This window comes from Enterobacter cloacae complex sp. SHL020 (assembly GCF_049236945.1).
GTDB classification, from domain to species: domain Bacteria; phylum Pseudomonadota; class Gammaproteobacteria; order Enterobacterales; family Enterobacteriaceae; genus Enterobacter; species Enterobacter dykesii.
In genome coordinates this window covers 551,614-568,789 of the sequence record NZ_JBMKJF010000003.1, presented here as the reverse complement: position 1 = coordinate 568,789, position 17,176 = coordinate 551,614, and the positions used below count along the sequence as shown (strand labels likewise).

The 17,176-nt window shown below is 53.7% G+C and carries 18 protein-coding genes; 17 read left to right on the top strand and 1 reads right to left on the bottom strand.

Translation table 11 applies throughout. The annotated features are described in order from the left end of the window. The 14 genes from ACOTZB_RS11580 to ACOTZB_RS11515 form a co-directional block, all read left to right on the top strand. Positions 1–252 (top strand): hypothetical protein (locus ACOTZB_RS11580; RefSeq protein ID WP_421627197.1); only part of this gene is annotated, 252 nt, incomplete at its 5' end. A gap of 144 nt (positions 253–396) precedes the next feature. Beyond that, on the top strand, positions 397–1,311 hold the full coding sequence (locus ACOTZB_RS11575; RefSeq protein WP_421627196.1) for a ParA family protein: 915 nt from the start codon (positions 397–399) through the stop codon (positions 1,309–1,311). A 123-nt stretch (positions 1,312–1,434) separates the two neighbouring features. Then, entirely contained in the window at positions 1,435–2,799 is a 1,365-nt protein-coding gene (gene dnaB-PI, locus ACOTZB_RS11570) for an SPI-7-type island replicative DNA helicase (protein ID WP_421627195.1), read from the top strand. Further along, complete coding sequence (locus ACOTZB_RS11565) at positions 2,796–4,517, top strand: ParB family protein (RefSeq protein WP_421627194.1); 1,722 nt, start codon at positions 2,796–2,798, stop codon at positions 4,515–4,517. The genes dnaB-PI and ACOTZB_RS11565 overlap by 4 nt, the downstream gene beginning before the upstream one ends. Beyond that, positions 4,510–4,764: a TraR/DksA C4-type zinc finger protein gene (locus ACOTZB_RS11560; RefSeq protein ID WP_421627193.1), complete on the top strand. Its 255-nt coding sequence runs from the start codon at positions 4,510–4,512 to the stop codon at positions 4,762–4,764. The genes ACOTZB_RS11565 and ACOTZB_RS11560 overlap by 8 nt, the downstream gene beginning before the upstream one ends. Continuing rightward, positions 4,757–5,500: a DUF2786 domain-containing protein gene (locus ACOTZB_RS11555; RefSeq protein WP_421627192.1), complete on the top strand. Its 744-nt coding sequence runs from the start codon at positions 4,757–4,759 to the stop codon at positions 5,498–5,500. Before ACOTZB_RS11560 ends, ACOTZB_RS11555 begins: the two co-directional genes overlap by 8 nt. Before the next feature lie 84 nt (positions 5,501–5,584). Then, complete coding sequence (locus ACOTZB_RS11550; protein ID WP_038643502.1) at positions 5,585–6,184, top strand: DUF2857 domain-containing protein; 600 nt, start codon at positions 5,585–5,587, stop codon at positions 6,182–6,184. After that, on the top strand, positions 6,184–6,414 hold the full coding sequence (locus tag ACOTZB_RS11545; protein WP_038643500.1) for a hypothetical protein: 231 nt from the start codon (positions 6,184–6,186) through the stop codon (positions 6,412–6,414). Before ACOTZB_RS11550 ends, ACOTZB_RS11545 begins: the two co-directional genes overlap by 1 nt. Before the next feature lie 78 nt (positions 6,415–6,492). After that, complete coding sequence (locus ACOTZB_RS11540) at positions 6,493–7,725, top strand: STY4528 family pathogenicity island replication protein (protein WP_421627191.1); 1,233 nt, start codon at positions 6,493–6,495, stop codon at positions 7,723–7,725. A 369-nt stretch (positions 7,726–8,094) separates the two neighbouring features. Next, positions 8,095–8,817 (top strand): PFL_4669 family integrating conjugative element protein, encoded by a 723-nt coding sequence (locus ACOTZB_RS11535; protein WP_058970681.1) that lies wholly within the window; start codon positions 8,095–8,097, stop codon positions 8,815–8,817. Between the two features lie 16 nt (positions 8,818–8,833). Next, complete coding sequence (locus ACOTZB_RS11530; protein WP_421627190.1) at positions 8,834–10,846, top strand: DNA topoisomerase III; 2,013 nt, start codon at positions 8,834–8,836, stop codon at positions 10,844–10,846. Positions 10,847–11,481: 635 nt separating this feature from the next. Continuing rightward, positions 11,482–11,973: an STY4534 family ICE replication protein gene (locus ACOTZB_RS11525; protein ID WP_058970687.1), complete on the top strand. Its 492-nt coding sequence runs from the start codon at positions 11,482–11,484 to the stop codon at positions 11,971–11,973. 75 nt (positions 11,974–12,048) lie between these two features. Continuing rightward, the gene (locus ACOTZB_RS11520; RefSeq protein ID WP_421627189.1) at positions 12,049–12,597 is read left to right on the top strand and encodes a single-stranded DNA-binding protein; all 549 of its coding nucleotides are present in this window, start codon (positions 12,049–12,051) and stop codon (positions 12,595–12,597) included. A 100-nt stretch (positions 12,598–12,697) separates the two neighbouring features. After that, a complete protein-coding gene (locus tag ACOTZB_RS11515; protein WP_034948913.1) occupies positions 12,698–13,129 on the top strand; it encodes a DUF29 domain-containing protein in 432 nt (143 codons plus the stop codon). A gap of 142 nt (positions 13,130–13,271) precedes the next feature. Here the strand turns inward: ACOTZB_RS11515 and ACOTZB_RS11510 are convergent, their stop codons facing one another. After that, entirely contained in the window at positions 13,272–13,619 is a 348-nt protein-coding gene (locus ACOTZB_RS11510) for an FxLYD domain-containing protein (protein WP_034948916.1), read from the bottom strand. A 165-nt stretch (positions 13,620–13,784) separates the two neighbouring features. Between ACOTZB_RS11510 and ACOTZB_RS11505 the strand changes: the two genes are divergently transcribed. The 3 genes from ACOTZB_RS11505 to ACOTZB_RS11495 are packed head-to-tail and all read left to right on the top strand — an operon-like array spanning position 13,785 to position 17,176. Further along, positions 13,785–15,038 carry a TcpQ domain-containing protein gene (locus tag ACOTZB_RS11505; RefSeq protein WP_421627188.1) on the top strand — a complete coding sequence of 418 codons (1,254 nt, stop codon included), beginning with the start codon at positions 13,785–13,787 and terminating at the stop codon, positions 15,036–15,038. 1 nt (position 15,039) lies between these two features. Further along, positions 15,040–15,483: a type IV pilus biogenesis protein PilM gene (gene pilM, locus ACOTZB_RS11500; protein ID WP_421627187.1), complete on the top strand. Its 444-nt coding sequence runs from the start codon at positions 15,040–15,042 to the stop codon at positions 15,481–15,483. A gap of 19 nt (positions 15,484–15,502) precedes the next feature. Then, positions 15,503–17,176, top strand: a complete 1,674-nt coding sequence (locus ACOTZB_RS11495) for a PilN family type IVB pilus formation outer membrane protein (protein WP_038643483.1) — start codon at positions 15,503–15,505, stop codon at positions 17,174–17,176.

Genomic DNA, 17,176 nt, shown 5'->3' with positions numbered 1-17,176 from the left:
TCTCCCCATGTGAGAGTAGGGAACTGCCAGGCATCAATTAGAAGAACCCCGTACCGTAAGGTGCGGGGTTTTTTGCTTTGTGCCGGCAGAAACATGCCGGATGGCGGCTTCGACTTATCCGGCATGGAAAACCCGCATGCCCGGTACGCGCTGTGCCACCGGGCGCGCCAGACCGCACGATCCCACGGCAAAGAGAAACAAGAATACAAAGAAGGGATTTATAAACGCAGAAAAGCAAAAACCCAGCCATAGGCTGGGTTCTTTGAATAGTGGTGCCCGGACTCGGAATCGAACCAAGGACACGGGGATTTTCAATCCCCGTGTCCGGTTGTTAACGTTTTGGCCTTTTTGTTGCTGGATTGCTAATCGCACCTGAATCAATTTCAGGTGTATCAAATGCATTCAAAATCAGAGCCTTATAAAGAACAGGGTTCAAAGCCCAAAATTTTACCTGTTGTTTCAACCAAAGGTGGAGAAGGGAAATCAACTCAAGCCGCAAATCTGGGTGGTTTTCTTGCAGATGCAGGTATAAAAACTCTCATCATTGACGGCGACCATGCCCAGCCAACTGCCAGCAGTATCTATCCCTTAGAATATGAAGCACCTTGCGGGCTCTACGAGTTGCTTATGCAAACCGTCGACCTATCCCAGGCCGAAAACATCATTTCCCGCACCGCGTTCACGAACCTTGATGTCATTGTCTCAAACGATCCGCGCAATCTTTTACCTACCTATATGCTCAATGTTGCAGATGGGCGCGTACGTCTGCGCAATGCATTGTCAAACTCGGTATTTAGCCAGTATGACGTCATCCTGATTGATTCGCAGGGGTCACGTTCAGTGATGTCAGAACTGATTATTCTGGCCGCAACCGGCGAGATGATTGGAATGGTCAAGCCTGTGCTGCCTGATGTGCGTGAATTTATGCGCGGCACAGTTGCTCTGATGGAAGAACTGCTCCCTTACATGGCTTTTGGGATCAGTCTTCCGAGTATACGCATGCTGGTTAACTGCATGGACTATACGCTGCTTGCGAAAACCACGGTTGAACAGGCCGAAAGCATCATACTGAGTGGCGATTACAGTCAGCATTCAGACAAGATCGTCATCAACATGCTACAGACGCGCATTTATGATCTTGATGTTTATAAGCAGGGGCATGCGGCCGGTCAGCCTGTTCACCGCCTGGAGAAAAAAACGTCCCGTAAGAGCGATTCAGCATTCGACTCAATGCACAAACTTGCCTGCGAACTGTTCCCTGAATGGAAGCATAAGTTCGACGTGCTTGCGGAAGAAGGGGGATCAAAATGATCCTTTCCCCTTTTTTTTCAGCAGCCCTCACCATGATAGTTAATAAAAACAATGCCGGACGGCAGCTGAGTATAGGTGTTATCAAGCGGCCCTCGGCAATGTTCTCTCTCAATGGAGGTGCGTATGTCTGACAACCGCAGAAATATTCCAGGTATTTATTCACCTGATGCCGAGCAGTCTGTTATCGGTGGCCTGATGCTGGATAACGATCGCTGGGATGACGTTGCTCTCCATCTGAGTGCTGATGATTTCTTTCTCAAGGTGCATAAGGCCATCTTTCAGGAAATGTCCCGGCTGGTATCAGCCGGTAAACCACTTGATCTGATTACGCTTTCTGAAAGCATTGAACGTCGCGGTAAAGACGCTCTTGAGCAACTGGGGGGATTCGCTTACCTGGCTGAGCTGGCAAAAAATACGCCCAGTGCAGCAAACATCGTTGCTTACAGTGAAATTGTTGCCAGAAACAGCCGTGGGCGGCAGCTGGCGGCCATTGGTGCTGAGATTACCGAACAAGTCAAAATGCCCGGAACGAATATTGAAAAGCTCATGGAAACCGCCGAGCAGAAAATAACTCGCCTGGCAGAACGTGCTGAGCCTGAACAGGCCGTGACGCTAATTGATGGTATGGAAAAGCTGCTGACGGAGCTGGAGCGCCGGTGCAACGTTCCCGATGGCATTACCGGCACGCCCACCGGGTTTGACGAGTTTGACGCGATGACCAGCGGTCTACAGCCTGGTGATCTGGTGCTCATTGCGGCCCGCCCGTCTATGGGAAAAACGGCGTTTCTGATAAGCCTCTTGCTCAATTCACTGCAGAAAAAAGTGGGTTCAATAGGCCAGTTTTACAGTCTTGAGCAGCCTACTGAACAAATCCTCATGCGCATGGTTGCATCACTGGGCAATGTTGATCTTACCCATCTTAAAAGTGGATTAATGGATGATGAGGACTGGGCTCGTGCCTCATCCGCGGCCAGTTTGCTTATGGGCGATCTCAAGGACAGCTTAATCATAGATGATACAGGCTCGCTCACGCCAGCGATGCTGCGTATCCGCGCACGTCGTAATGCCCGCCGCTACGGTCACCCGTCCATTATCGGACTTGATTATCTGCAGCTGATGCGCTGTCCGGACCAGGAGAACCGCACGCAAGAAATCGCCGAAATATCCCGTTCCCTGAAAGCGCTGGCCAAAGAGATGGGTTGCCCGGTCGTTGCACTTTCGCAACTTAACCGACAGCTGGAAAACCGTGCGGATAAGCGGCCTAACAACGGTGACCTGCGTGATTCTGGCTCACTTGAACAGGATGCTGACCTGATTATTTTTATCTACCGTGACGAGGTTTATCACGAGAAAACTGAAGATAAAGGTGTTGCTGAAATCATTATCAGCAAACAACGTCAGGGACCCACAGGGACAATACGCCTGCAGTATGAAGGTCGCTATACCCGCTTTAATGCCATGCACAAACAGGCGGGGAGATCAGTATGAGCAATGTCAGCAAACTGGACCTGGGCTCAGCGATGCTACAGCGGGGCAGATCGCCCGCTAAGGTTAATGCCGGTACTGATACAGCTCCACTGCCGGTCAGTGAGATGGCGATGGTACTGACCCTTGATCAGTTGCGCCCCAACCCCGATAACCCGCGTAAAGGCCGTAACCCACGTTATGAAGAGATCAAATCTTCGGTGCGTGCACGCGGTCTGGATTCCATACCTAAGGTCACGCGTGACCCTGATGGCGAAGATGTTTATATCTTCAGTGACGGAGGAAACACGCGATATCAGATCCTTTGTGAGCTCTGGCAGGAGACCGGTGATGAACGGTTTCACCGTGTTCACACCATTTTCAAGCCGTGGCCGGGCAGGCTCAAATGCCTCGTAGGCCATCTGGCCGAGAATGAGGTGAGGGGCGACCTGACGTATATAGAGAAAGCGTTCGGGGTGCATAAAGCGCGCGTCATTTATGAGGAGCAACTGGGCCGCAGCGTCACGTTGAGGGAGCTTTCAGACCTTCTCGGGCAGGAGGGCTATCCGATTGATTACTCTAGCGTTAGCCGGATGGAGGACACCCTCAACTATCTATACCCACATATGCCCAGACTGCTGGAATCGGGTATGAGCCGGGGACAGGCAACGCCTCTGCTCAGTCTTCGTTCTTCGGCGATGAAGGTCTGGAAAATTTTCAGCGGTGACGTCCGGCCCGATACAACTCTTGACGAAGTATTTGGATCGACATGCAAGGGCTTTGACGAACCTGACTGCTATGCACTGGATGTGTTCAGGGATGAATTTATCGGCCAGCTTGTTAAGGCATTACCTCATCCGAGCCTCAATTACGATCGCTGGCTGATTGAACTGGACCCGCGCGAACAAAAACGCCGTGAGCAGTTTGGTGAGCCGCCACCGCTACCCTCGCTCACGCCGCCGCCCGGGCGGTCTGCTGGTCGTGAACGCGCTGAGCCGGGTGTGACCATTCTGCCGTCGGATACTTCATCAGCCCTCCAGCCTACGGGTCTCCGGAGCGGTACGTTAACGTCTACCGGCCGCCCTGAACCAGCGCCGGACCTGACTTTGAACACGTCACTGCCTGATGCAGCGTCAGTCACTGCCGGCAGTGAACCGCGTCGCGAGGTGCAGAACGATTTGTTTGGCGGGTGTCCTGTCATCAGCGGCGAAAGTGAAATTATCACGGATGAGAATGCGTCCTTATCCTCGCCTGAGTTCAATGCCGGCTCGCTTGTCTCGGCGTTCACAGATCCTGAAGAAGCCTCCTCTGATGGGGTAATCAGTTCTGTTGCTTTTGCGGAAACCGGGCTGGAACCGGTCAGCGATATCTGGCACATCTCCGCGCTGCAGGATGATACGGAACATCTGCAGGATATGGCATATCGCCTTGTGTTTGAGATTGCTGAGGCCATGGGCTGCGCGGACTGTGTGCGGGAAGATAAAAATCCTTTGTCTGCCGGCTTTGCCGTATCCGACAGCACCCGCGAGTTTACGCTGTTTCTGGCGGGTCTTTCCGGTTCAGTTCCCAATTCTCAGTTCAATATGTTTATGTTTTGCCTGAATTTCTTCGGATCGCAGGTTCCTTCGGATACGGCCGTTTTTGATGATATTACGGTAGTGAAAACAATGCGCCTTATCCGGGTTATCCGTCGCCTGCGTGAACTGCAACGCCTGGCTGCTCAGGGAGGGGACAATGTCTGACGATCTCAATGATGAAATGGCGCAGGCCAGCACTGCCCTTTTTACTCAGCGCGGTATTGATGCAATCCGTGCAAAGGTGCAGTGTCTGCGGCCCTCAAAAGAAATCTGCGAATGCTGCGGTGCCGATATTCCCACTGAACGGCAACGTGCCGTTCCGGGTGTGGAGTTCTGTGCCGGCTGTCAGGACGTGAAGGAAAAGCAGATGCGTCATCGTTCGGCTGGCGGCAGAGGGAACGGGTATGTCTGAGCAGGCAAAAGTTCTCGAACGCATACGGCGCCTGATGGCGCTGGGAACCCGCAATAGTAACCCCCACGAAGCCGCACGGGCAGTCAGGCTGGCTCAGCGGCTGATGCAGCGCCACGGCCTGACAGCAGACATGCTTTCACTCAGTGAGGTCAGCGAGTCCGTGTGTCAGGGGCTTAGCAGTAATGCCGACAAAGTCCCGGCTTGGCTGAGCTCGCTGGCGACCGTCGTCTGCATGGCCACGGGCAGTCGTTGCTGGTTTGGCTGGTATATCCATACCAGCCTTCAGGGTGTGAACAGCGTGCGCAGGGCACTTCACTTTTACGGTTTTAATGAGCGTCCCGAGGTGGCGAACTACATCTTCACCGTTCTGCAGCGGCAGCTTAAGGTTGCTACAGACGCGCACATGGCAGGGTATCGCAAGCGCCGCATCCTCATCGGTACGCTGAGGCGCCGGGCCGACCAGTTCAGGGAGGGCTGGGTCGCCGGCGTCTGGCAGGTGCTGCAGTCGTTCGCCCCGACAGACGGTGAAAATGTCGTCCTCAAACGCTGGCTTGGCCAGCGTCATTCCAGTGAAACGCTGCGGGAACTCAATGTGCGTAATGCCGGAAGGTGCCGCGGTGACAGACTGGCCCGGGAAAAGGGTTTTCTGACCGGCCGTGAAACGGAATTACATCAGGGAATCGGCGGCGCTCAGGCTCCGCGACAGATTACAGCGCAGGAGAATGTACATGACTGACTTTCTTTTATGGATTGCCTGCCTGTCAGGCTGGTTTTTTGATGTTCTGCTCGTCGCTGACCAGACAATTTCAGGAGGTGGCCTGTGAGCCAGCATAATCTTTCTCAGGCCACCACGGCCATTCTCTCTTCACTTCTTATGGACGTTAAGAGCGGTAACATCCGCCGATGTGAGTCGCTGGGGATGTCAGTTGAGGAGATAAGGGCACTCAGTCAGTTGAGTCTTGATGAGTTGCATTATCTCAGCCAGTCGCACGTTTCCGTTCTGGATATCAGCCTGAATCATGAAAATTTCTGGCTGATGCTGAACCAGGCCCGCAACGAACTTAAGCGCATGCTGATGATTGATCGTGCACTTGAGCTTGGCGGGTCCATGGAGCTGATTGACAAGTATTTTGGCCTTTCTCCAGCTGAGGTAAGCGCCCGTCGCCGACTGATGGGAATTGAGTCGCGGCAGGGACGTACACAGTCCCTGACGGAACCGCAGGATGCGGCGCTCTGGACCGAGTGGAAAGCGGCCGGACTGTCCTCTCCCGACTCTCATCAGGCGCTGGAGGCAATGATGCTGGCTTCTGAACAACACGGTCTGTCACTGACTGCCGTGTGGAGCCGGGTCAGTCAGTGGTGCCGCGAGGCAGGTGCTGCAGCACGCCGGTCTGAATCTACCGTACGTAAGGAGGCGTGATGCAGCTGGGTGATTTCTCTCCCCGTCAGCAGGTGTCGCCGGCTGTCAGGCGCCGCGCACAGACGCTGTTCCGGGCGGCATGCTGCGGACACAAGGTGTTTCGCCGGCTGACCATGAACGGTTATCTCAAGATAGATGTGGGTCCGTTCTGGCGCATCCTGAGTAAAGATGGCGGACGGCAGTGGTGGCTGATGGATCATGAGACCTACAACCGTGAAATTCGCCGGTAAAGGACGACCGCTGATGACCACACAGTGCCGGGTCTAGCCCGGCACTGTGCTGTCTCAGGCAGAAGAGGAGATGATTAAATGACCATTCCAGCCGATAGCATTGTGGCGCACACGCTGTCCAGAATGCAGAAAAATCTTGAGCGGCGGTCAGATATCGGCGATGTCAGCCAGGAGCGCAGCGGCCTGCTGTTTATGGGCAATGTGCACGACGCTTTTCCGCGCAGGCTGTTCCTGGACACGCGCCTTTCACCGCTCGATAAAACCGCCTGGGTGATGATCCGGCTTTATGCGCAGCAGAATGAGGGCGCCATTTTTCCTACCTATGATGAACTACAGGCTCAGCTCGCATCAGCCCATTCAGATAAGGCATCCAGGGACACGGTCAGTCGCGTTCTGCTGATGCTGCGCCTCACCGGCTGGCTCAGCCTGTGCAAACGCGTACGCGATGACCGCGGCCGGGTAAGGGGGAACATTTATGCACAGCATGATGAGCCGCTGGGTTACCGTGATGCAGAAACCTTTGACCCGGGCTGGCTGAAGCTGGTCGAAGACAGCTGCCTCAGCCGGAACAAAGCCGTCCGGATGACGGCGCTGGCCGTAGTAAATGACATCCTCCAGGATAAGGGGATGCGGCATCGCCACAGCCGCCTTGCGCTGATTGAGAGTCGACTGAGCGCACCGGAAACGCCTGCTCAGATGGTCCATCAGCGGCACACTGAACAGCTGAGTCCGAAAAACGGACTCAGTAAAAATAGCATAAAAAACAGCCAGAATTCACTGAGTCCGGAAAACGGACTCAGTACACCTCCAACAGATAAAATACCGGGTCCTGATTCAGGACTCAGTGATAAATCAACATGTTACACCGGAGTCCGAAATCCGGACTGTAACGTACGTTCTTTCACACAGAGTGTGAATAAAAAAACGTACGTACCCTGTGAAAATCACTATCTGCCTGACGATTTTCTGAACGGGCTGAACAGCGAAGACCGTCACATGCTGACCTCGCAGATGGCCTCGCTGCCTGAGGTTGTCGCAAAGGCCCTTGCTGGCATGCTGCAGGAACAACTTAACCGGGGCAAACTGGCCAACCCTGCTGGCTGGCTGTTTTCCATGCTGCGCCGGGCGCGAAACGGTGAACTGAAACTGTCCGACGAGACGACGAAGCGCGATGCCGCTGGTGAGCCTTTGCGTATGACGGAGACGCGAAAAGTCCCGCCAGCGAATCTGCCAGTGATGCCAACCAGTCGCCCGTCACCGGAGGATGTCAGGGCAATGATCAGTGCCATACGAAACAAAATAATCACCTGAAACAGCGATTGAAAAGCGAGCATTTTTGCTGGGCGCAGCGAGGTTAATAATCGTATAGAGGTGCTGTTAATGCAGTGAACCTGACGTACAAAAAACCAGCAACATTAAAGCGTTCAAATAATGACCTTGTTGCGGGGCGCAACAAGGTTAAAAACTGTACAGAAGAGATATTGTTGTAATGACACTATCATTGAAAAAATCAGCAACCCTGAACTGTTCAAATAATGATCTTGTTGCGGGGCGCAACAAGATTAAAAAATGAACAGAAGAATAATTTCATGCTGATGATTAAGAGTTTCACATTGTTGTAAGTGCACAGGTTTCACGACTATGCCTGCTCATCTTAACTGAACACAGGTGACGACAACGATGGCAGATCAAAAAGTAACTAAGACGGGTTCGCTTCAGTCAGAGATGACAATTGCGCTCCACACAAATTATGCAATAGGTTTATGGCAGGGGCGCAGGCCGGGTAAACAGGAGGGTAATGTTCCTGTAAAGCATGGCATTATCGGAATGCCGCAGTTTTTTCATCGTGCAACGCTTATCAACCAAGACTCGCTCAAAAACAATCCTTGGGCAGATGAAGCTATGTACAGGCTTGAAGAAAAGTTAAAAGCAGCAACAGAAAGAATGTCTGAATTGATTCAGAAGCTTGAGCAAGAGGTCGCCTTATTACCCAAAGGAGTAACTCTTACAGAAGTGGCATCAGTTGAACCTCTAGACATTCAAGTCTTTACTCGTACTCCTCTTGGTTACCGATGTGTATTTCTTCTTGTTGGCTTTGATCAGTTTGCCAAAAAGGTACTTCAGGCATCTCATTACGGTTTAATCACCCGCAACGCGCGCGATTCGTATCTCAGTGAAGGGGGAAGATTGCTGCGTCAGATTTATGGAACCGTGCTTTCATATCGCCGAGTGGAAGCTACCCGAATCGATGCAGCGGAGAATAATGACATCTGGAAAAAAGCCTGTGAAATTGCGGGAGAGCCTGACCAAGCTATCCTGCTGGGACATAAGCGTTCTGCTTTCTCTCCACCGGTCAATGAAGCAAGCGTGAACCTCCTTCGCCTGCGTTATCAGGCTATCTGAGACGCCGGAGGCAGCCATGCGGCTTTATATTTGTGAAAAGCCCTCTCAGGGGCGAGATCTTGCTGGCGTGCTGGGTGCAACTCGTCGCGGTGAAGGATTTCTGTCGGGCAGCGGTGTGACCGTGACATGGGCGGTGGGTCATCTCCTTGAAACGGCTTCTCCTGAAGCCTACGGTCAGCAGTACGGTAAACCCTGGTCACTTTCAGCGCTGCCGATCCTGCCAGCTCCCTGGCAGGTCGTTGTAAAAAAGGACACGCAGGATCAGTTCAAGGTCATTGAGCGGTTGCTTCGCCAGGTTGATGAGGTGGTCATTGCCACCGATGCTGACCGTGAGGGTGAAGTTATTGCGCGAGAGCTGCTGGACTATTGTAGCTGGGAAGGCCCGGTGCAGCGTCTCTGGCTCTCTGCTCTGGATGAACCCAGCATCCGTGCAGCACTTCAGGACCTCCGCCCCGGCCAGGCCACGCTCGGCATGTATCATGCCGGCCTGGGACGTGCCCGTGCTGACTGGCTGATAGGGATGAATCTCTCGCGGCTTTACACCCTGCGAGCCGCCGAAGCTGGCTTTGACGGCGTGATCTCCGTCGGGCGAGTGCAGACCCCCACGCTGGCGCTGGTTGTCCGCCGGGACCGCGAAGTCGCGTCTTTTGTGCCAAAACCCTACTGGCAGGTCAAAGCGCTTCTTTCGGCTGGCGGCCTTACCTTCCCCGCGCAGTGGGTGCCGGCGAAAATCTATACTGACGATGAAAAGCGCTGTATCCACCAGAATATCGCGCAGCAGGTGGCGCAACTCTGCCGGCAGACAGGACGTGCTGTCGTCACCGAGTGTGAGACGAAGCGAGAAAAAGTTGCGGCCCCTCTGGCGTTTTCGCTTGGTTCCCTTCAACAGGCCTGCGGCAGACTCTGGGATATGTCTCCCCAGCAGGTGCTGGATACCGCTCAGAGCCTGTATGAAAAGCATAAGGCGACAAGCTATCCCCGGACCGACTGCGGTTATCTGCCTGAATCCATGCAGGAGGAGGTCTCCGGCGTACTCGATGCCATCGGCCGAACTGATCCGGATTGTGTGCCATTACTGACTCGTCTTGACCTGACATTTGTGTCTCGCATATGGAATGACAGGACAATTACGGCACACCATGGCATTATTCCCACTCGAACCGCCTTTCAGCTCTCGGCCCTGACGGAGTCTGAGCGTAAGGTTTATCTTCTTATCCGTCGCAATTACCTCGCCCAGTTCCTGCCCCTGTATGAATCCGATATCACCCGGCTCCAGTTCGACATCGGCGGGCAGCTGTTCCGTACCACGGGGCGCACCGAGGCAGTAAAGGGCTGGAAGGCTCTCTTTGACAGAGCCGGAGATGAAGATGCGCAGGCGGATGACGATGCAGCGCTGGCGCTGCCACCGCTCTCTCAGAATGCCCCCTGCGCCGCGACAGGTGCTGAGGTAGCGCAGCTAATGACCCGGCCGCCGGCGCACTACACCTTTGCCACCCTGATTGGTGCGATGATGAACGCCTCCGCTTTCGTTACTGATATCGCGCTGCGTAAGGTACTGAAAGACAATGCGGGTCTGGGCACTGAGGCCACCCGTGCAGGTATAATTGAACAGTTGCTGAACCGCCGATTTATTGTGCGTAAAGGCAGTAAGCTGATGGCCACAGAGCTGGGTAGTGACGTCATTGATGCTCTTCCCCCACAACTGACTGAACCCGGCATGACCGCGCTCTGGGAGCAGGCGCTGGATGAGGTCGCTGCAGGTCGCATGTCACTTGACGACTTTCTGCAACGGCAAGCTGGCTGGACGCGCAATCTGGTCAGTCAGGGCGCGCAGCAGCGGGTGAATATTCGCGTGCCTCCTTCCCCTCCCTGCCCACTATGCGGAAATAAAACCCGACTGCGAAAGGGAGAAAAAGGGGAATTCTGGAGCTGTCAGCGCTATCCGGTATGTAAGGGCGTCATTAATGTCAGCGGCAGTAAAAATAAACGTTCCCGTAAGGCTAAGTCTCCTGAATCAAAGAAGAATTAATCCGTTTTCTCCAATTGCGGGCCATCAGGGGCTTTGCTATTGTGACACCGGCTCTGAAGCCGCACCCCGTGACTGCGGGTTCTGTCATCATCTAATGCATATGCTGACGGAATACAGTCTGACTGGCCTCGTCCACACCTGAACGGGAGCCGGTAAGGCACGAAAACTCCGTGAAAACCGTGCCGGGAACTGAACACGCCAGCGGAGCTACTGTAAAATACAGCTTAACACCAGGTCGAAGGTGCAGACCTCAGAAGGCGGTGCCACATGGCGCCGCTTTTTTATTTTCATGCAGTGATGATTTTTTGCGCGGTACAACGTTGACAACCGTTGCGACTGAATGAATGATTGTGAGGCTTATCGTTGTCTTCCCGACAACTGCCAATGTTCCAGTGATTTGAGAGGGACGCCTTCGGGTAATCACATGCCAAAGCCATCACAACCTGAGAGATGGCGCTTTCGGGCGGTTTTAAACCTGTTTAACCTTTGCAAACAGGGACCTGTTAGTCAGGTAAAGGTCCACTTCACCAATTCAGCCAGTCGGCAAATTATGCTGACCTCCCTGCGGGAAACATTTCCCGTACGGGACAAATGTTTCTCCGCTACCTGTTCAGTTTTACTCCGGAGAAAACATCATGACTGCAACTAATCAAACCCCTGCTTCAAATGGCTCTGCTTCTGGAAATCAGAAAAAAGAGTTTTTCAACCTTAATGTCAGCGGCATCGGTTATCTGAACTCGATACGTCGCGTTCAGGGCCCTAACGGTGAGTTCACCTGCGCTGTTATTAACGCTCTGACCGGTCCGACTGACAATGCTTCCTATACCCGATTTGATGTCACCATCGCGGGCCCGGAAGCAACCAAACTGATCAATCGCTGCCAGAAAGCCGTTGATGAAGAAGAAAAGGTGCTGCTCGGATTTGTACTGAGCGGACTGAAAGCCGATGTGTTTACCCTCCAGTCGGGTGATCATGCTGGTGAGAGTCGCCCTTCTCTGAAGGCCCGCCTGATAAAGGTGGAGTTCATCAAGAAAGGCCAGGACGTGGTTTACCAGGCTCCCAATGCTTCCCAGACGCCGGAATCCGGTTCATCTGCTCCGAAAGAGTACGATCCGAACTCATTCTAAGCGTCACGGACACACCACCGGAACACATCCCGGTGGATGTGCTCCTCTCAACCCAATTCATAAGAGGAAATCATTATGTCCGCACGCGGCGTCAACAAAGTCATCCTGGTTGGTCATCTCGGCCAGGATCCTGAAGTACGTTACATGCCAAATGGCAATGCAGTAACCGGTTTAAACCTGGCGACTTCAGAAACCTGGCGTGATAAACAGACCGGTGAAAACCGTGAAAATACCGAATGGCATCGTGTCGTGCTGTTTGGCAAGCTGGCTGAGGTTGCCGGTGAATACCTGCGAAAGGGTTCACTGGTGTACATTGAAGGCCAGTTACGCACCCGCAAATGGACTGATAACAGCGGTACCGATCGCTGGACAACTGAAGTCGTTGTGGGTGTTAACGGAACGATGCAGATGCTGGGCGGGGGTCGCAATAACAGCTCCAGTACCAGTGGAAACAATGCGCAGTCAGGTCAGCAGAGTGGCTGGGGTCAACCTCAGCAGCCACAGCAGACTCCGTCAGCGCCAAAAAATCCACAGAATGAGCCACCGATGGATTTTGATGATGACATACCGTTCCTCGGACACGGTTATGGCATCTGTAAAAAAGCCATTTACGCAATTTCATAATGGATTTAGATAAATATACCCTCTTATGCGCCAGTTCAGTCTGGCGCTTTTTTCTTCTATAATGATGTTCATTAATCAGGAATGTCACTGGAGATCTACCATGAACACACGCTACGAAGCTGACGTTGTTGCCTGGGCTCAGGAGCAGGCAGCTTTACTCCGTGCCGGTCGGTTCTCTGAGATTGATATTGCTAATATCGCCGAGGAGATCGAAGACGTGGGTAAAAGCGAAAAGCGGGAGCTGGCCAGTCGTATGGCCGTTCTGCTGGCGCATCTTCTCAAATGGAAGTTTCAGCCAGGCCGTCGTGGGTCAAGCTGGCAGCGAACCATCAAAGAGCAAAGAAAAGCACTGGCATTACATATAAAAGGCACTCCGAGCTTAAAAACGGCTCTTACCGATAGTGACTGGATTGCTGCAGTATGGGCAGATGCAGTCTCTTCTGCAGCTCAGGAGACACAGCTTGATGTTTTTCCTGAAGATTGCATCTGGGAAATGGGACAGATCTTGTCTCAGGAATACTACCCGGATTGATTTTGTCAGCCTGTCTTAAGACTAAGCGCCATCATGGCGCTTTTTTTTGTCCTGAATTTCCTGGTATTTAGTCAGTTATCGGAAACCCGTCCATGACATGAAACTTGCTTTTATGGCGTGGACGGGTTGCCCCGAAGGGGAGTTATTTTTCTGTTGCCAGCACTTCGGTCAGTTTGAACGAATCGGGCTGCAGTTGGATACTGTTGTAAATAGCGTTAATAGTAAACTTCTGACCAGGTTCGATATTACTGGCCATATCTACAGCCTGCCCGATGACGACGTCATTTTTAAGCAAATTAAATTTAACGATAATATTGCCGAGCGTTTTACCACTGGTATTTTGTCCCAGCCCTTGAATGTTCTGAAGACCGTTTTGCGTTTTCTGGAAGTGCAGGTCACTTACCGCAACTTTGTTGCTGGTCGCGGCCAAAGCTGCTGAGCTGGTAATGAAAGCCGCGGCGAAACAGATGGCTGATAATTTTCTTTTCATAACACCCTCTTGATGAGTGAACCTTAACGTGACGAACTGTCACTTTTCTTCTATCGGCCGTCAGTACTTTATTCTTCAATCTGAACTCAGAGTTTCACATTGCCCGCTTTTTCATCACCGCCAGAATAGCACTCCTGACTAAGACTATCCCTGGGGTGAATCCTGATGGCAGTACCTTCAAGACGCGCGGCAACGGGAGCCGGCCTGCTCGCCTGCTCTGTCATGTTAGCCAGCTGCAGCAACCCGGCTTCTGACCCTGCGCCATTAACTAATGGGCGTTATCAGCAGCCTGCACGTTTCGATGACATTTACCGCAATCGTGCCCCTGAAGTGGTGCGCTACGATCGCTACACGCTCGTCAGTACGCGCCCGGATGATGCACAGCGCGATCCGCTCAATCAGATTATTGATATCACGATGCCTGCACAGCTGGTTAACACAGTAGGAGAAGGATTTCGCTATCTCCTGCTGGAATCAGGTTATTCACTGTGCTCAGCCACGACTTCTTCATTTTCGGAACTTCTCAGCCGTCCGCTTCCCGCTGTTCAGCGCGATATTGGTCCGGTTAAGCTGAGCGAGGCGCTGCAAATTCTTGCCGGCCCCGCCTGGCGGCTGAAGGTGGATGAAGTCAACCGTGAAATTTGTTTTGTGCTGCGCGATCAGTACCGCCAGTTTGACGCAGCGGCTGCAACGCCCCCCCCGGCAAAGAGCCTATCGGCAATTAACCCGGTTCAGCCGAAACCCGTTCAGTCAGCGGGCCCAGCCGTTCCGGAAAATGCTTTACCCCGTAACCCTTTCACAGGAGAAACCCTGCCGGCTGCCGTCCCAAAAACAGCGTTGACTCCACAGAATCTGGCCGTGCCGTCACCCATGCTGACAACCAGCGGACCCCAGAAAGCGCAGAAATCAGCGAACAATCCGCCGCTATTAGCTAAGGCACCGGTTGCTAAATTGGCTCAGCAGCACGATTCTCAGGCTGTGGCAGTTCGACCGCCGGTAGTCACACAGACTACAGTGAATGCCACACCGAAAGCATCCTCTGTGCGTCCTGTCACAACGCTCCCTCCCGCGCCGCCTGTGAGCAGCCAGACGGTAGCCTCTCCCATTCCGGGCACACCTGTTACCGTCGCCCCGGTGGGTCAGACATGGCGGGCAGAACCGGGTTCAACCCTGAAAGAGACACTCACCGGCTGGGCTTCGAAGGCGCCGTGCAGTAACGGCGGTAACTGGGTCGTTATCTGGCCGGTATCGCTTGATTACCGCATTGATGCCCCTCTGATTTTCCACGGCAACTTTGAGTCGGTGATGGTTCAGGTATTTGACCTCTATCGCAAGGCCGAAAAACCGCTGTTTGCTGAGGCAAACCGCATTCAATGCCTGATTTCCGTCAGCGACACCCCTGCGGGCGGGGGGCACTGAGATGGGATTCGCGCTGCCGGTTCTGGTGTTTTGTCTGGTCATTGCGCTGATGGCGGGTGATGCGCAGCGTCATTCGTCAGAACACGTCCGTGCGGCTGTCCAGCAAACGCTGCCGGATCAGTTGGCCGCAGACATGCTACGTACGGCCGATGCTGTCAATAACTGGCGCCATGGTCGCACGGTTGCCGATGGTGCTATTACCCCCGCTCAGACAGGCATGATGCCTGCGCCTGACAGCCGAATTCAATCCGTCATTCTGAACAACCGACTCTGGGTATGGGTCCCTGCTACTGACGGCGTTTTTGCCGCCCTGCGAAGCCAGTCAGTGACCTCAGCGCTGGCGCTGACCGTAAGCGGCGGTCGCCTGCGCATGGCTGACGGCACCGATATGAATCTTTCCCTGCCCTCCGGAATAACGGAGGGCAGCATTGTTTACCTCAATTAACCACCTCAGGGAGCTGCGGATGCCGCGTATACCTTTCTGCCTGACAGCGCTGGCCACCGCGTTCGTGCTGTCATCCTGTTCGCTGACAGAAATCAGCAAAATGGACAAAGAAGCTTCAGGACAGGCTGACACTGCTCAGCGGGTGTTGCAGAGCCGACAGGCAATGACCCAACCTACCGTCGTCTGGTCCGACAAACCCTGGGTTAACCTGCAGCCGGTTGCGCCCGTCGTATCCACGCCGGACGAAAAAAATCTGCCTGCCTGCCAGATAACGATAAACCGTCCAGACGGTATATCACTGCCTGAGCTTGGACAACGCATTACCGCGCTTTGCGGCATCAGGGTTTCCATCACGCCGGATGCCTTTGCGGCACTCAGTAACGTTTCAACCGGTAGCGTGACCACCTCGCAGATGAATGGTCAGCTCCCTGCGCCTGATGATAATGGTCGCGTACCACTATCACAGATCGGCTCAGCATCAGGGCAGGCTGCACCTGTTCAGCAAAGCACTGCCCTTGTCCGTGGTATCAAATTCCAGGGCGATGTACGGGATCTGCTGGATGTTGAAGCCAGCGGATACGGTCTGTCCTGGCGTAGTGACCGCAGCGGCGTGTATTTCTACCAGCAGGATACCCGCACATTCCAGCTCGTCATTCTCAATACCAAAGTCAACAGCAGCGCCTCAATCAACTCTGGCTCCGGTAATCAGCTGGGCAGCGGAGGGGGAACTACCGGTGGCACGACCGGTGACATCAGCTCGAACCAGAAGACCGATTACGGTATGAACAGTGACCTGTATGATGATATCCGTAAAACAATCGATCAAATGCTGACACCAAAATCAGGCAGATTCTGGCTGTCTGCCGCCACGGGTACGCTCAGCGTGACGGACACGCCGGATGTGCTTGACCGTATCGGACGCTACATCGAATACCAGAACAAAGTCCTGAGTCGTCAGGTTCAGCTAAATATTCAGATAGTCAGCGTCAGCCAGACGCGTAATGAGCAGCTGGGACTGGACTGGGGGCTGATTTATAAATCCCTCAATAACTTTGGCGCCAGTCTGACCGGCTCCATGGCCAATGCATCCACATCTGCTGCCAGCGCGGGCATTTCAATTCTCGATACCGCCTCAGGTAACGCTGCGAAATTCTCCGGCTCCAGCCTGCTTATCAAAGCGTTGTCTGAGCAGGGTAACGTCAGCATGGCGCTGAATCAGACTGACCCGACCGCCAACCTGACTCCGGTGGCCTACCAGCTTTCCAGCCAGAAAGGCATCCTATCCAGTTCCAGCTCGACGGCCACGGCGAACGTTGGCGTCACCTCATCAATGACTACGACGACCATTACCACCGGGCTGTTCATGACCATGCTGCCGTTTATTCAGGAAAACGGTGACGTGCAGCTGCAGTTTGCCTTCAGCTATACCAGCCCGCCGCAGATTGAGAAGTTTATCAGCGCCGACGGCAATACCCGTAATGACCTGCCTACAACCTCTACCGAAGGCCTGGCACGCAAGGTGAACCTCCGTTCCGGGCAGACGCTGGTGCTGACCGGTTCGGAACAACAGAACGTCTCCGCAGACAAACAGGGCACCTTTACGCCAGGTAACTTCATTCTGGGCGGCGGTCAGACCGGCTCCCGCGGCCGTACCACGCTTGTCATCATGATCACTCCTGTTCTGCTGAGGTAA

Coding starts and splice junctions, on each gene's coding strand:
- ACOTZB_RS11575 (WP_421627196.1), top strand. CDS start 397: ATGCATTCAAAATCAGAGCCTTATAAAGAACAGGGTTCAAAGCCCAAA.
- dnaB-PI (WP_421627195.1), top strand. CDS start 1,435: ATGTCTGACAACCGCAGAAATATTCCAGGTATTTATTCACCTGATGCC.
- ACOTZB_RS11565 (WP_421627194.1), top strand. CDS start 2,796: ATGAGCAATGTCAGCAAACTGGACCTGGGCTCAGCGATGCTACAGCGG.
- ACOTZB_RS11560 (WP_421627193.1), top strand. CDS start 4,510: ATGTCTGACGATCTCAATGATGAAATGGCGCAGGCCAGCACTGCCCTT.
- ACOTZB_RS11555 (WP_421627192.1), top strand. CDS start 4,757: ATGTCTGAGCAGGCAAAAGTTCTCGAACGCATACGGCGCCTGATGGCG.
- ACOTZB_RS11545 (WP_038643500.1), top strand. CDS start 6,184: ATGCAGCTGGGTGATTTCTCTCCCCGTCAGCAGGTGTCGCCGGCTGTC.
- ACOTZB_RS11540 (WP_421627191.1), top strand. CDS start 6,493: ATGACCATTCCAGCCGATAGCATTGTGGCGCACACGCTGTCCAGAATG.
- ACOTZB_RS11535 (WP_058970681.1), top strand. CDS start 8,095: ATGGCAGATCAAAAAGTAACTAAGACGGGTTCGCTTCAGTCAGAGATG.
- ACOTZB_RS11530 (WP_421627190.1), top strand. CDS start 8,834: ATGCGGCTTTATATTTGTGAAAAGCCCTCTCAGGGGCGAGATCTTGCT.
- ACOTZB_RS11525 (WP_058970687.1), top strand. CDS start 11,482: ATGACTGCAACTAATCAAACCCCTGCTTCAAATGGCTCTGCTTCTGGA.
- ACOTZB_RS11520 (WP_421627189.1), top strand. CDS start 12,049: ATGTCCGCACGCGGCGTCAACAAAGTCATCCTGGTTGGTCATCTCGGC.
- ACOTZB_RS11515 (WP_034948913.1), top strand. CDS start 12,698: ATGAACACACGCTACGAAGCTGACGTTGTTGCCTGGGCTCAGGAGCAG.
- ACOTZB_RS11510 (WP_034948916.1), bottom strand. CDS start 13,619: ATGAAAAGAAAATTATCAGCCATCTGTTTCGCCGCGGCTTTCATTACC.
- ACOTZB_RS11505 (WP_421627188.1), top strand. CDS start 13,785: ATGGCAGTACCTTCAAGACGCGCGGCAACGGGAGCCGGCCTGCTCGCC.
- pilM (WP_421627187.1), top strand. CDS start 15,040: ATGGGATTCGCGCTGCCGGTTCTGGTGTTTTGTCTGGTCATTGCGCTG.
- ACOTZB_RS11495 (WP_038643483.1), top strand. CDS start 15,503: ATGCCGCGTATACCTTTCTGCCTGACAGCGCTGGCCACCGCGTTCGTG.